9 protein-coding genes and 1 pseudogene are annotated in these 15,316 nt (G+C 45.0%); 6 read left to right on the top strand and 4 right to left on the bottom strand.

Translation table 11 applies throughout. From position 1 onward, the window contains the following. The first annotated feature begins 130 nt into the window (after positions 1-130). The 3 genes from N6H06_RS10305 to N6H06_RS10295 all read left to right on the top strand — a co-directional run bounded on the left by N6H06_RS10305 (position 131) and on the right by N6H06_RS10295 (position 6,035). On the top strand, positions 131-1,219 hold the full coding sequence (locus tag N6H06_RS10305; protein ID WP_263706285.1) for a tetratricopeptide repeat-containing glycosyltransferase family 2 protein: 1,089 nt from the start codon (positions 131-133) through the stop codon (positions 1,217-1,219). 263 nt (positions 1,220-1,482) lie between these two features. Further along, complete coding sequence (locus N6H06_RS10300; RefSeq protein WP_263706283.1) at positions 1,483-2,778, top strand: collagen-like protein; 1,296 nt, start codon at positions 1,483-1,485, stop codon at positions 2,776-2,778. A 941-nt stretch (positions 2,779-3,719) separates the two neighbouring features. Continuing rightward, positions 3,720-6,035: a glycosyltransferase gene (locus tag N6H06_RS10295; RefSeq protein ID WP_263706282.1), complete on the top strand. Its 2,316-nt coding sequence runs from the start codon at positions 3,720-3,722 to the stop codon at positions 6,033-6,035. A 320-nt stretch (positions 6,036-6,355) separates the two neighbouring features. Here the strand turns inward: N6H06_RS10295 and N6H06_RS10290 are convergent, their stop codons facing one another. After that, the gene (locus tag N6H06_RS10290) at positions 6,356-7,324 is read right to left on the bottom strand and encodes a glycosyltransferase family protein (RefSeq protein WP_263706281.1); all 969 of its coding nucleotides are present in this window, start codon (positions 7,322-7,324) and stop codon (positions 6,356-6,358) included. Positions 7,325-7,510: 186 nt separating this feature from the next. Beyond that, positions 7,511-7,828 (bottom strand): hypothetical protein, encoded by a 318-nt coding sequence (locus tag N6H06_RS10285; protein ID WP_263706280.1) that lies wholly within the window; start codon positions 7,826-7,828, stop codon positions 7,511-7,513. Between the two features lie 397 nt (positions 7,829-8,225). Here N6H06_RS10285 and N6H06_RS10280 point away from each other — a divergent pair, with 397 nt between their 5' ends. The 3 genes and pseudogenes from N6H06_RS10280 (at position 8,226) to N6H06_RS10270 (ending at position 10,873) form a co-directional block, all read left to right on the top strand. After that, positions 8,226-9,782: a glycosyltransferase gene (locus N6H06_RS10280; RefSeq protein ID WP_263706279.1), complete on the top strand. Its 1,557-nt coding sequence runs from the start codon at positions 8,226-8,228 to the stop codon at positions 9,780-9,782. Next, a pseudogene (locus tag N6H06_RS10275) lies at positions 9,773-10,078 on the top strand (glycosyltransferase); the annotation flags it as partial. The gene N6H06_RS10280 and the pseudogene N6H06_RS10275, both read left to right, overlap by 10 nt. A gap of 240 nt (positions 10,079-10,318) precedes the next feature. Continuing rightward, complete coding sequence (locus N6H06_RS10270) at positions 10,319-10,873, top strand: tetratricopeptide repeat protein (RefSeq protein ID WP_263706386.1); 555 nt, start codon at positions 10,319-10,321, stop codon at positions 10,871-10,873. A gap of 330 nt (positions 10,874-11,203) precedes the next feature. On the opposite strand, the gene N6H06_RS10265 is transcribed toward N6H06_RS10270, so the two are convergent. Both N6H06_RS10265 and N6H06_RS23075 read right to left on the bottom strand, forming a co-directional pair. Continuing rightward, positions 11,204-13,018 carry a collagen-like domain-containing protein gene (locus N6H06_RS10265; protein ID WP_318527535.1) on the bottom strand — a complete coding sequence of 605 codons (1,815 nt, stop codon included), beginning with the start codon at positions 13,016-13,018 and terminating at the stop codon, positions 11,204-11,206. Between the two features lie 195 nt (positions 13,019-13,213). Beyond that, positions 13,214-15,028 (bottom strand): hypothetical protein, encoded by a 1,815-nt coding sequence (locus N6H06_RS23075; RefSeq protein ID WP_318527534.1) that lies wholly within the window; start codon positions 15,026-15,028, stop codon positions 13,214-13,216. Positions 15,029-15,316 lie beyond the last annotated feature (288 nt).

Genomic DNA, 15,316 nt, shown 5'->3' with positions numbered 1-15,316 from the left:
GACGGTATTTTAATAGCTATGAAAGGGGACCTTCCAAACCTGCAAACGTAATCATGAAATGCTGTCTCTCTAAGTCACTGACAATTTAGCAATAAATGAAAAGAAGAAACCAGTTTTTCGGGAGGATCATATGGTTACTATAAGCCTTTGCATGATTGTCAAAAATGAAGAAGAAGTATTACATCAATGCTTAAGTAGTGTGAAAGATCTTTGCGATGAAATCATCGTTGTCGATACAGGATCAACTGATACAACAAAAGATATCGCCTATCAGTTTACAAATCAAGTGTTTGATTTCGAGTGGGTAGATGATTTTTCCGCCGCGAGAAATTTTGCGTTTAGCCGAGCGACAAAAGACTATATTTTTTGGTTAGATGCCGATGACATTCTTCCTGAACAAGAGGTTGAAAAATTTCAAAGATTAAAAGAGGCGCTTTTTCCGACAATAGACGCTGTATCAATGATTTATAATATTGCCTTTGACGAGTTTGAAAATCCTACGTTTACCTATAGAAGGAATCGACTGGTCAAAAGATCGAGGGGATTTAAATGGATAGGGGCAGTGCATGAATATTTAGAAGTTGGCGGCCATATTATTTCATCGGATATTGCCATTTCCCATCGAAAAATGGATAAGAAACGATTCACAGTTCCAGATGACCGAAACTTGCAAATCTATGAAAAACGCCTAGAAAAGGGAGAGCATTTTAGTCCAAGAGACTTGTTTTATTATGCCAATGAATTAAAAGACAACGGAAATTTTCAAAAAGCTACCATGTACTATCATGAATTTCTGGCCACCAATGAAGGGTGGGTGGAGGACAATATTAGGGCCTGCATCCATATGGCTGAATGTTATAAAATGTTAGGAGAAACCAGTAAGCAAATTGACGCCCTTGTCAGATCGTTAAAATACGACATCCCCCATCCCGAAGTTTCTTGTCAAATAGGGGATTACTATTTAAATCAAAACCAATTTAAAAAGGCTGTCGTTTGGTATCAGCTCGCAATTGAGGTAGAAATAGACAATGATTATGGGTTTAGAAATACAAACTTTAACACTTGGTATCCCCATCTTCAATTAGTTGTTTGTTATTGGAGTTTAGGAGAAAAACAACTAGCAGTTGAACATAATAACAAAGCGAAGGCATACCGCCCCACTGATCCACGCGTCTTATATAATGAAAAATTTTTCCGAGAAAAGGTGACCGAAAGTTAAATAAATGTATGTGAACGATTATGCATGTATATAGTGAGAGACTGCTAATAAGCAGTTTTTTTGCAAATAAAAGAAGAATAAAAAACCTCAAAAAAACGTTGATTCGTAACACGGTAGAACAGATTATTATGAACCAGTCCCTCTCTTATAAAAAAAATCCCGAACCAATTTTTGCTAAAAACAGATCACAAATTTCGTAGACGTTTGTCATGAGAACACATTTGTATGGAGTATCTATCTCATAAAGTATAAGGAGTGAGTCTATGTCCCTACCAAATTTGCCTAATATCTCGCCCAACATCCAATTAACGCGTGATGATGTTGTGAATTTATTGCTAGCTTCCATCGCAATGGAAGAAATGGGCTTGTCCCATATTATTAATGCCGAAGGGGAAAAAATTCAATACGCCCTTGGGACTTTGCAAGGAGTCACCGGGCCAACAGGAGTGACCTTGCAAGATCTTTTAAATGTGAATCAAAGCACCCAATCGATGTTAGAAACGGTTTTTAAACAGGAAATGATGCTGGATTCGAAAATGAGATCTGCGACGAATATCCCGACACTCCAAGGGCCTGCAGGACCAAGGGGAGCAACGGGAGCGCCTGGTGGGGTTGAAAGCATCAATGGCTTGACGGGTGTGGTGACGTTAGACGCGGCAGAGGTCGGCGCCTTTCCCTTGGCCAGTTCAATTCCATCTAATACAAACATAGATCAGTTAGTCACCCCTGGTGTGTATAGTTCAGACAATGCCTTTGGCCCGCCAGTAGGAGATTTCCCCCCAGGAGCAACAGGAGTATGGACGATCTATGTATCGGTGATCACTCCTCCAGTAGGAGCGAATTATATACAGCAGCTGTATTTCTCCAACCCGACGTTGTTTATTCGCAGTTCCCTAGATGGAGGAAACACATGGAATCCGTGGAAGCCACTCGGGCAAATGGGTCCAACAGGACCGACCGGTCCAACCGGGATGGGCGCTACGGGCCCAGTAGGTCCAACAGGCCCAACAGGAGCAACAGGGCCAGCGGGAGCAACAGGGCCAGCGGGAGCAACAGGTCCAACAGGAGCGACAGGGCCAGCGGGAGCAACAGGTCCAACAGGAGCGACAGGTCCAATAGGAGCAACGGGCCCAACAGGAGCGACAGGCCCATCGTTCCTAACGACATTCGCTGAATTTTCCGGAAATGATTTGACTCTGACCGCCGGCTCAGGCGGAGGTACGTCCTATAACCTCCTTAGAAGCGAAAACAATCCCGTCACACTCGTATTGGGCGATTCACAAATGGATTTGGCACCAGGGGCCACCTACTTGGTCAACTTCTCCTTTATCGCCGAGACAACAAATCAGGCGGGTTATGTAGTTTTTTTTACTAATACGCGTTTATCTACTGTTAATAGTCCAATTGTAACGTCCAGTACGTTTTTTTCATTTAATCAAACTGTTACCATTGAAGTGCCGCCTGGAACTAATCAGAATTATTTTTTCCTCAATTTCATGGCTGGAACTTCAGATGTTACTTTTACCAATATTTACGTAAATATCACCAGAACACTGTAATACTGGTTCACTGCGGACAAAACAATCGAGCCTGTCCCAGGTTGTTAATAAGACAATATGCCCCGTGACAAAAGATGTTTAACAAGAAAGAAGCCTATCCAGGAAATGGCGGTGTCAGGTTGTCCATCCGAATATTCTCAACATCTCGCCGTGAATTGCATTGACGCAGGACGATGCCGTTCATCTGCTGATGTTTTCCATTGTCCTCGGGAACTGGGCCTGGCGCATATGATCAATGTCGAAGGCGAGAAAATCCAGTTTGCCCTTGGTACTGCAAGGGGGAAGCGGTCCCTTCTACTCTGCAGGATATTTTGCAAGTGAACACAGGGCGGGGGCGGCGATACTGGATACGATCTTCCGGCCGTGATTCAAAGCTGAAGACTGTATCCAACCTGTACGCTGCGCGGTCCGACGGGTCCTGTTTCCTGGGAAAGCCGTATTGGAAGATGATTCGCTTTAAACGCCAGCGATTACACTGCTGTTTCAAATGTAGGCAACGATGACGTAACAGTGTTGTCCGGTACCCACGCAGGTAGAGTACTTGATTATATAAGTCATTAAAATATTAAAAAAATATAACAGCTGCGTTGAAAGACTGCTTTATAATTAAAGCCCTACAACACAAAAGAGTCCAATCAGACAGTTAAAATCCTATGGTAGCGAGTAGGATCTTTTACACTACCGTTCTACTGTTCGGTATACCGCGGTTCACTCGCTTAAGTGCAAGTGACGTAGAGTTATAAGAGACAGTAAATCACTAATAGCGTTTTTGATGCAAAGCTAGATTACCGAACACTTCATCGATATAAAAAAGAAACTTCTCTATTAGATAAGAGGGGAGTCTTAAGGAACAAGTTATGACACTCAATAAAAAACATACAATATAATGATAATCACGCGTGACGGAAAGGAGATACTGCATGATCACGATCAGTTTATGCATGATTGTTAAAAATGAGGAGCATACCTTGGAAAAATGCCTGTCTTCTGTGGAAGGCATCCCAGATGAAATTATTATTGTCGATACAGGCTCAACTGATCAAACGAAAGAAATCGCAAAAAAATGGACTCCGCATGTATACGACTTTCAATGGATCGATGATTTTTCCGCCGCGAGAAACGCTTCGTTTCAATATGCCACTCAAGATTATATTTTCTGGTTAGATGCCGATGATATCCTGGAACCGGAACAACGTGATAAATTTCTCCAATTGAAATCTTCGTTGCCTGAAGACGTTGATGCGATTTCAATGAGGTACTTCATTCCTCAAGATGTAGAGAAGAGTCTTGTTTCACAGACGGTCCGCTTTCGTTTAGTGAAGCGTAGCAAAGGCTTTCGATGGAAGGGGATTGTCCACGAAGATTTGGCGATTGATGGGTCATACCGTTTTCTCAACACAGACATTACGGTTACACATACGAAAGTGATGAGTGATCCGAACCAAATCCCCTCTCGAAGAAACATCGAAATTTATGAACGTCGCCTGGCCAACGGCTATCGACTCACTGTATCTGATATGTTTCATTATGCCCGTGAATGTATTGTCCAAAAACAATTTGATAAAGCGATTGAGTATTTTGAAAAATGTAAAGACCATCCAGAAATATCGTTAGAGAATAATATGTTTATTCATCATAAATTGGCAACTAGTTACGCGATGGAGAATCAACCAGAAAAAGAACTGGAACTTACCTTACAGTCATTGGCATTGGATGTTCCTTATCCAGCCTTTAGTTGCCGCATGGGAGAGCACTTTTTACGTAAAGGGCATATCGAAGCGGCGATATTCTGGTATAAAACAGCTTACAAACAGCCCTTATCTGAACGATACGCCTGGTCTGTCGCAGATACCGTTTATCAAACGTGGCTTCCCCACCAACAACTTGCTCTCTGCTATCAAGCTCTCGGAGATCAGCAACAGGCACACTATCATGAACAGCAAGCGGAATTTTACAAAAATCATACTTCAACATCTACCCATAACGTCACTCCTTCATTTTCTATGACGGCTCCGAAAGAACGATTAAATGATACGGCACCGTCGCAAAACGAAGTGATCATTTATCGTGGTCAACATGCAGACACTTATACATTCTCTCAATCCACCCAATTTCTTGTTCGCAAACAATTTCATAAAACTCGCGAAGGTAGCGAAGCTTTTAACAATGAAAAGCTGGCCAGTGAAAGGTTTCATCGATTTCCATGGTTCTCGCAACGGGAAATGGATAACCAACAACGAGCCATTGTAATGGAAATGTATCCATTTGATCATCGTTTGGATGCAATTGCCCATGTACTTACCGATAATGGACGTCAAATCGTGATAGGCCAAGTGATGTCCATGATTTTAGATCTTTTTGTCGAAGGGTTCGCACATCGTGATATCCATGCCAAAAATATATTCTTCCATCATGACCGGATAAAATTAATCGATTACGAATTCATGATTCCATATCCAGAAGGGGAAATGCCCTCGTTCATTAATAGTTATGATATTACTGGGAAGGGGCTGGAAAGTCCATATAATACAAAAAACATGGGTTTCTTAGGGGATTATCCCTTATCTGTTAGTAATGTTTTACACATATCGTTAGAGGGAGCCATTTCAGCATTAAAAACAGAGTTAGTCCAGGAAATCACAGCCGTCTCCGCAGACTTCCAAAAGAAAGAAGGAAGGCATCGCCATCCATTTCTCCGCCCTTACTGTTCTTTCACTTTGCAAAATTTTCAAGTCTCATCCACAATGGCCCAGCGGAACAGTGCAAGACGTCTGGAACAATTTAAACTGCATAAAAAAGAGATTGTTAATAAGACATTGCTTGATATAGGTAGCCATTGTGGGGGAATGATTTTCGAAACACAAAAGCTGCAACCAAAGTCATGTCTTGGAATAGAATATGATCAGGATAAAGTGCATGTTGCTCGCAAAGTAGCAGCTTTCTCTGATTTAAATCATGTTCGTTTTATACAAGGTGATATTGACAAGCTAACAAAGGAAGAACTCGGGGGTACTTTCGATGTCGTTTACTGTTTGGCAATGGAAGCCCATGTGAAAAATCCAGAAAGGCTTTATCAATTATTGGGAGAAGTCACGAACGAGCTCCTTTTATTTGAAGGAAACGCTACAACAAACGTGCAAGAGGTAGAAATAAAATTAACTCGTGCAGGGTTTACCAACGTGGTGTTCCTCGGTTTTTGTGACGATGATTTTATGGCAGCGAACAATGATCGGCCCCTTTTTAAGGCACGAAAATAATCTATTTACTTGTATGAATCAGGTGAGAGCAAAAGGTAGCAAAAAACCACCTTCCATTACAAGGAAGTCATTCATCAGGCCACTATCGAAAGAGAGGTGGCCTAAGTGCATTGAAAATGCACCATACACAATGAAGTAAATCTTTTATAGAACTGAGTGATTTTTTTCGATTTTTAAGGACGTTTATCTTGATGAAAAATAAAAGGCTTTCGCTAGGGGATTTAGCGACAAGCCTTCTTTTTTGTCTTCTAGTTAACCTTAGCTGTTGAAACACTCAGATAAGATTGAATTAGAAAAGATTTGCTCCGAATGGAAACGTTTTAGGAATGGGTTTTTACGAAAGATGATTTCGTCAATTGACTTTCTTTAAGAATGTCTTCCATGTGTGCAACAAATTCGACAGCCCGTTTTTTTGTTGAATGTTGCTCATGGACCAGTCTCATGCCGTTTAGGGAAATGCGCTGGCGCTCGTGCTCATGTTTTAAATAATAAGCTGCTTTTTCTTCAAAATTATTTTCATCAATCGAAACAAAATGCACACCTGGAATGAAGCCAAGATCTGCTAATTCTTCTGTGTACGGAGCAAGTAGAAGGGAGTTACAGGCGGTGATTTCAAAGTATTTCATTAATGGATATCGATAGATGGAATGACAAGTTAAGCAGATTTTCGCTCTGTTCAACTGTCTAGCATACTTCTCGCCAACATATACATCTGGTTCGTTTTGGTCGATTGATCGGTATCCAGGATGAGACAAATAGACAAAATTAGATCGATCTTTAAGTCTGTTAAATAGCAAATTCCTAAACGGATAATACTGTTCAAACATAGCACCAGACATCAATAAATCAATCTCTTTTTCCTGTTTGTAATCTTGATAGACGTCGGTATTGGCATGGTGTGGCAGCCATCTCATCCGATCAGCTAACTCTGAATACCATTCTAAAAATTTAGCACGATAATAAGTAAAAATATGTTTTACGTCTTCTTGAATAAGTAGCCTTTTCCGTTCCATTCCATAGTAATGCAAATCATGTAGACCCACAGCAAAAGGAATATTCACTGATTTTAATCCCGTGACGAAAGGGGATTTATTTTCTAAAAAATCATGGAGGTAAACAAAATCGGGCTCAAACTGAGAATGTTCGATAATTTGTTCGAGGGAGCCCGATTCATGAGTAACCTTTAAATTGACCAATTGGCTCAGTTCTCGGATAAAGTAATAAGAAGCAGGTACCGTGTAATACGTATCATCCCTCGTAACAAACAAGACATTTCGCTTTTTCTTCATTTGTGTCATTCATTCCTTTTATCATTCATTTTTTACCTTCATCTGGCCAAGCTCTCCCGTGATAATGAGATGTCCTCTATCTTACGGAGTCAATGTTTTGAAAGGGGCTAAAAAATGTGTTGTAGGAGGGAGTTGGGAGAAACCTGATCGATTGAGCGATTTGTTCGTAGCCTATTGCACAAGTGTTTAAACCAGTTTATTCTCATCTAAGATTTTTAGGGCATTTCTTAGTTTAGATTCTAAAACCATTTCTTTTCTTAAAACCGTTTCTAACATCGATCGGGTACTTTCATTTACGGCAAGAAGGTCTTGTAACGTCACGTCTTTTGGTCCTGATATGCCAGGCAACGTTCCTAATGCGTATTGGATTTTTTCTCCTTCGGCATTAATAATATGGGCTAATCCTAATTCTTCAAAAGCAATAGAAGCTAAAAGAAGGTTGACTGCGTCATTCCGAGTTATAGAGATATTAGGGGTCATATTCGGGATAATTGGTTGTGACAAGATCATCTACTCCTTTAAGGTGCAGTAGAGTTAAAAGGAATCGTTTATGATAGGGCTACAACTGGCAGCAGTGTGTGCGGTGCCACTAAAACGGCGGTGAACAAGCATCGTGCAAAATCGATATCGCTATTATGTTAGATATTTATATGTGATCGTTTATAAATAAATCACCTGACGCCAAAAAGGTGTAAGGCGATTTTTTATACTCCAAACAATGGAAGACAGCTGTCCTCGATTTTAAAGTGATCAAGGTCCTTGATTTTCGATGGATGTAGGATGAACAGCTCTGTTTTGGTTAAAAAATGCTATTCTAATTCATATTTATTCCAGGCATATGGACGGGGGACTACCCATATATATCTCCCTATATTTAAGTCATGAGTGGGGGGATAGTAGAATGCTCTTCAGTTCGCAATTAGAAAAATTATGGATAAAACGGATAGTCAAACGACTTGCTGCCCGATGCCAGAACCGCTCGATCTTGGATGTAGGCGCTGGAGAAGGGGCATTCTCGGATCTTTTGAAAGAAGAACTGCCCAGTATCACCTTTTCTGCAGTTGAACTTTGGAAGAACCCACCGGAAGAATTGAATCTGAAACGAAAATATGATGTTGTGTATAAACAAGATGCAACAGTGTTTGTACCTGACGAATCGTTCGGGATAACAGTTTTTGCGGAGCAGCAGCAGAAGCATGTGACAAAGGCGCAAATCCTTCAAATGTATCATAAGTGGTTGAATGCCAGCGAATTCGTTATTTTAAGCCTGCCGATTCACTCTGCATTGGGAGAGGCTGGCCGAGAAACCCAAGGTGATGATGAGCATGTAAAGAGGGAGTGGAGTCACGAAGAAGTACTGGTTTCTTTTCCGCACCTAGCATTAAGTTATGTAGAAAACGAAATTGGAATCTATGTAGGATTTAACCCGAAGTTTCATACGGAAAAAGAGGTGACAGATGCCGATGCCCCAATCATCTCCATATATGGCATTTGTAAAAATGAAGAATCATGTATCAAGAGGTTTTTGGAATCTTCGAAGCAGGCAGACGAGATTATACTGTGCGATACCGGGTCCACAGACGGCACAAACGCTGTCATTGATTCATTCCGCAAAGCCCATCCTGAAGTTCGGTTATCCGTCTACACGATTACGGTTTCGCCGTGGCGGTTTGATGATGCTCGAAATACTGCACTTTCGCTAGTCAATCCGAATGCCGACTTATGTATTTCACTTAATATCGATGAATACTTGATGGCCGGATGGAAGGAGCATCTGATTGCGAATTGGGAATTTGGCTACACTCGATACCGTCATTTATACAAGACATTGGTGCCAGATGGCAGCCAGTCGGAGCAATGGCATAAACGTATTCATTCCCGCTCTGGGTATACGTGGAAATTGCCAGTACATGAAATCTTAGAATACAACGGGGAAGAGAAAATCAAACATTTGCCAGAGTTTTGCCTCTACCGGAAATTGGATAAGAACAAAACACGGCCTTCGTATTTGTCGTTATTGGAACAATCTGTGAAGGAAAGAAGGGACGTATGGAAATCGTGGGCATTGTTAGCTGAAGAATATCTACATATCGGGCGCTACGAAGACGCGGAGAAGGCAGTTGATACAGCACTAAATATTGAGAACAGTGACAAATCCTATCTTCTCCACATAAAATTCAGAATATGCAGCGCCCAGGGTGAAAAACAGCGTGCCTTAACGTTATTGGAGCAAGCAATTTATTACTTGCCGAACCGGAGGGAGCCTTATTTCAACAAGGGGTTGTATTTGCATGAACTAGGGCGCCATGCCGAAGCGTGGTTCGCTTTGAAAGAGGCAGAGCGATGTCAGGAGCGGTTAACAGATGATCATGATAACCCACAAGCTTGGGGAAAAGCGTTCGAGGAGCTGAAGCAAACTATAGGGGAGCTGGCCCAAAAGGAAGAACAGTGGAGGTGAGTCGACTAAAGGTAGCGGTTTACGCGATAACAAAGAATGAAGAAAAGTACGTCGACCGTTGGATGGATTCCATGGGAGAAGCCGATCAAATTATCGTAACCGATACTGGCTCAACCGACGGGACAGTGGATCGATTACGAGCCAGAGGGGCTAAGGTGTATCAGACGAAAGTGGATCCATGGCGATTCGACGTAGCGCGCAACATCTCGCTGAATTTTGTGCCTGGTGACGTAGACGTGTGTGTTTGCACCGATCTCGACGAGGTGTTAGAGGAAGGATGGCGGGAAAAGCTAGAGCGTGCGTGGAAACCGATGACGACCCAGCTGAAGTATATGTATACTTGGAGTTTTAATCCAGATGGCTCTCGAGGCGTGACATTCTGGTACGAGAAAATACACAGACGCCATGGGTTTCGCTGGACCCATCCGGTGCATGAGACCTTAAAATACTACGGCTCCGCTCCCCGAAAGTATACAAAGGAAGCTGGCATTCAGTTGAATCACGATCCGGATCGCACAAAGTCCAGGGGGCATTATTTGGGGCTACTGAAGATGTCGGTGCAGGAAAATCCCGCTGACGATCGGAATATGCACTATCTTGGTCGGGAATACATGTACTATCGCGATTGGGACAAGTGCATCGAGACACTGAAGAAACATCTTAACATGCCGAGCGCGCGCTGGGTAGAGGAGCGATGTGCTTCCATGCGCTATATCGCCCGCGCATTTAAGGAGAAAGGGGAGTACACAGAAGCGAGCCGCTGGCTCTACAAGGCAATAGCGGAGGCACCTCATACAAGAGAGCCATTCGTGGAGATGGCCAAGCTGGCTTATGAACAAAGAGATTGGCCACGTGTCTACCATATGGTGGAGGCGACACTCCAAATTGAGAAACGAAATGATCGTTATATCAATGAAGCGTTTGCTTGGGATGCGACGATTTACGATCTTGGCGCCCTCGCCAGTTACGAGCTAGGGATGTTAGAGCGCTCTTGCACGTATGCACGAATGGCGGCAGAGCTGGCCCCAAAGGACGAAAGGATACAGAACAACTATCGCATCATTTTAGAGAAAGTCCGATCGAGTAATTAAAAAGCGGGCACCCATTTATGCGTTTTTTCTCCGTGTCCCTTAAGAAAAATGATAAAGACAGTGTTATTAAACGGAATAGTTGGTTACGGAATGCATAGGAAGGGGACAGACCGACCGTTTTAGGTTGGAATGAAGAGCGAACCATCAATCTGTCGTTTATGGGGTTATATTATTGCCAGGGATTGGAGCATTATCTTATAGCTCTGTCTGCGAGGAAAGAGGGAGATTGGAGCAAAAGACACGATTTCCCCCCGGCAAGCGCTATGCCGAGGGGATGGAAGCATAAACTTGTCTTTGTCATTTCATTCCTCCTGGAGGAAGAAGCAAAAGTTAATCTTCTTCAGGGGGGGACACAGCAGTAGGTGCGACCCACTGGGCGTACGGGGCAATCCATAGCAGATTCAAATCCATCGTGACTTGGGCAAGGATCGAATTGGGAACGGACGTATGTTGCGGCTGAGCATGGGTCCAGCCTGTTGTCGCACTTCCGGTACTGGCGTTCAAATTTGTTACGTAAAAACGTTTATTACCATCTGCATGCAGCCGTCCAATTCCCGTGGCATGAACGCTTGCTGGTAGCGGTTGGACTTCATCAGACGGTTGGTATACATTTATTCCGATCATCGCCTGATCTGTGACTTGGTCATCCATCACGCCGAACACGAGCACTCTTAAATCGGAAGGGGCGGTGCTCCAGGCCACGTTCATATTTAAAACAACATGATAAATGCCAGGTACTTTGATTAAGAAGTATTGCCCGTTTTCTTGTAATTCAATGATTTCATCTGTCTGATATCCAATATGCGTGAAGGGGATCGGGATTGTAGTGCCGATCGCAATGTTGCTATTCGTATTGGTGGAATGCAATAAGGCATATGGCAACATGTCTGGAGCAAGTGGCCCCGTTGGTCCGATGCTGCCCGTCGGTCCCGTCGGTCCTGTCGGCCCGAGCGCGCCTGTTGGCCCGATGCTACCCGTTGGTCCCGTCGGTCCAATGCCGCCCGTTGGCCCTGTTGGTCCGGTAGCGCCCGTCGGTCCTGTTGGTCCAATACTGCCTGTTGGTCCTGTCGGCCCAATGCTACCCGTCGGTCCTGTTGGTCCAATACTGCCCGTTGGCCCCGTCGGCCCGATGCTGCCCGTTGGTCCCGTTGGCCCGGTAGCGCCCGTCGGTCCCGTTGGCCCGGTAGCGCCTGTTGGCCCCGTTGGCCCGATACTGCCCGTCGGTCCCGTTGGTCCAATTGCGCCTGTTGGTCCCGTTGGCCCGGTAGCACCTGTTGGCCCTGTTGGCCCGGTAGCGCCTGTCGGTCCTGTTGGCCCTGTGTTGCCCGTTGGTCCTATTGGCCCTGTGTTGCCCGTCGGCCCTGTGCTGCCTGTTGGCCCTGTGTCGCCTGTCGGTCCGGTAGCGCCCGTTGGCCCCGTCGGTCCAGTAACTCCTATTCCTGTTGGCCCCGTCGGACCGGTTGGCCCCATCTGCCCGATTGATTTCCAGGAATTCCATGTGTTTCCTCCATCTGGGGAACTGCGAATAAACAACGTCGGGTTCGAAAAATACAGCTGTTGAATATAATTTGCTCCTACCGGAGGGGTGACCACCGATACATAAATCGTCCAAACCCCTGTTGCTCCAGGGGGGATATCTCCTGATGGTGGACCAAAGGCATTGTCTGAACTATAGGCACCAGGGGTGACTAACTGATCAATGTTCGTATTGGACGGAACTGGCCTATTCAAGGGAAAGGCGCCGACCTCTGCCGCGTCTAACGTCACCACACCCGTCAAGCCATTGATGCTTTCAACCCCGCCAGGCGCTCCCGTTGCTCCTCTTGGTCCTGAAGGCCCTTGAAGTGTTGGAATACCTGCGGTCGTTTTCATTTTTGAGTCGAGCATCATTTCCTGTTTAAAAACCGTTTCTAACATCGATTGGGTGCTTTGATTCACGTTTAAAAGATCTTGTAAGGTGACGCCCGTTGGCCCGGTTACCCCTTGCAAAGTCCCAAGGGCGTATTGAATTTTTTCCCCTTCGGCATTAATAATATGGGATAATCCCATTTCTTCCATTGCGATGGAAGCTAACAATAAGTTCACTACATCATCACGCGTTAATTGGATGGTGGGCGAAATATTAGGCAAATTTGGTAGGGACAATAGACTCACTCCTTTTGTTTTATTAAGAGTAGGCATTCTGTGCAAAGGAGATATCCTTCTAACAATAGAGTAATTTTTGTTTGTCGCAAACTACGTTTAAGAACTGTCCACAACTTAGTATGGACTGATAACGTCTCATCTTGCTGTTATTAGGTATCCTAATCGTGTCTTCTTTGCACAAATTAATCGGTCCAGTCAACTGTTTGCAGGAGGTCCCGTTGGCCCGGTAGGAGCAACCCACGGTGAATATGGCGCAATCCGTAACAAATTCATGTCCATAAACACTTGAGCAAGAATAGACTGGGGAACGGACGTCATATTTCCATCAGTGCTGAACCAGCCTATTTGTGCATTGCCATCGCTCGCGTTTAAGTTTTGGACAAAAAAGGATGTCTGGCCATCTGCATGTAATCGCCCGATTCCGGTTGCTTGCACCGTTGCAATAAAATTGAAACCTGAGTGTTGTACCTTACTATATGGTTGGTAGACGTTTACGCCGATCATCGCTTGATCGGTATTTCCTTCTTGCATCACCCCGAACGTTAGCATTCGGATATCGTTTGGACCTGGAGGGATATACCAAGCAACATTCATATTCAGTACAACATGATAGATGCCGGGCACTTTTATTAAGAAACGTCTATTGTATCCGTCATACTCAATGATATCAGCGGTCTGATATCCAATATGAGTGAAAGGAATTGCGGTTCCGAGGGGGATCTGGTACCCGCTTTCTTCTGAGTGCAATAATGCATACGGCACCTTTTTCGGCCCCGTCGGTCCCGTCGGCCCTGTGGGACCCATAGGCCCCGTGGGTCCAGGTTCGCCTGTATGCCCTGTTGGCCCGGTAGCGCCTGTATGCCCTGTTGGCCCGCTGCTGCCCGTCGGTCCAGTAGGCCCCGCATCTCCGGCTGGCCCCGTCGGTCCCGTATCGCCGCTCGATCCCGTCGGCCCTGTATCGCCGGTCGGTCCCGTGTTGCCCGTTGGTCCCGCTGGTCCGGTCGTCCCCAGCCCCGTCGGTCCCATTATTCCAGTGGATCCCGTCGGCCCCGTCGGTCCCATCATTCCAGTGGATCCCGTCGGTCCACTGCTACCTGCCGGTCCGGTCGATCCGCTGTTGCCTATCGGTCCCGTCGGTCCGCCGCTACCAGATGGTCCCACAGGCCCGCTGCTTCCTGTTGGCCCAGTAGGCCCCGCATCTCCGGCTGGCCCAGTAGGCCCCGTATCGCCGCTCGATCCCGTTGGCCCTCGATCTCCGGTCGGTCCCGTGTCGCCCGTCGGTCCAGTGGGTCCAGTGGCTCCGCTTCCCGTCGGTCCCGTCGGCCCTGTTGGCCCTATTTGCCCGAGAGGTTTCCAACGGTTCCATGTATTTCCTCCATCTGTGGAACTACGGATAAACAACGTCGGGTTGGAGAAGTACAGCTGTTGAATATAATTTGCCCCCGATGGCGGCGTAATCACCGATACATAGATCGTCCATACTCCTGTTGCCCCTGAAGGGAGATCACCTTGCGGCGGACCTGAGGCATTGTTTGAGCTATAAATCCCTGGATCAACTAACTGGTTGATGTTTGTATTGGACGCAACTGCTGTGGAAAGGGGAAGCGCTCCAACTGTGTCGGCTTCTAATGTCACGACACCCGTCATGCCATTCACACTGAGAATTCCCCCAGGTTCTCCTGTAGCTCCCCGCGGTCCAGTCGGTCCTTGAACTGTTGGCATGTTGGTGGCCGTCTTCATTTTTGAATCCAGTATCATTTCTTGTTTAAAGATCGTTTCTAACATTTGTTGCGTACTTGCGCTCGCACTTAAAAGATCTTGTAAGCTGACGCTTGCTGGACGAGCTCCTGGCAAGGTGCCAAGGGCATATTGAATTTTTTCCCCTTCCGCATTGATAATGTGCGAAAGCCCGATTTCTTCCATCGCAATTGAGGCTATTAATAAATTCACCACATCATCCCTCGTTAAAGAGACGTTGGGGGTGATATTCGGGATATTTGGTTGTGACATAAGGAAACCCCTTTATAATAATATTTTTCTAAGACGCCAGTGAAAGGTCCCAGTCAGAACCGCCAAGAAACCTATGCCTATCATTTCTCTTTTGTTATAAAAAAAGCTCTTGTTGTTATTTTCAAACAACGACTTGCATGTAGTGGTCGGCAAGATGGTAAGGGTACGAATTTGTGGTGGTACGGTTTGGATTTGCTAACTAGGAACGAGTTGATCGATCATGCGTTAGGACTCGTTTTTACGATTGCTATATATGCTTCTTCAGCGGTTTTATGAACAAATGAAATC

It is taken from the genome of Shouchella tritolerans (assembly GCF_025770735.1).
Taxonomy (GTDB): Bacteria; Bacillota; Bacilli; order Bacillales; family Bacillaceae_D; genus Shouchella; species Shouchella tritolerans.
The sequence above is the reverse complement of the archived record's forward strand: the minus strand, read 5'-3'. Positions and strand labels throughout refer to the sequence as shown.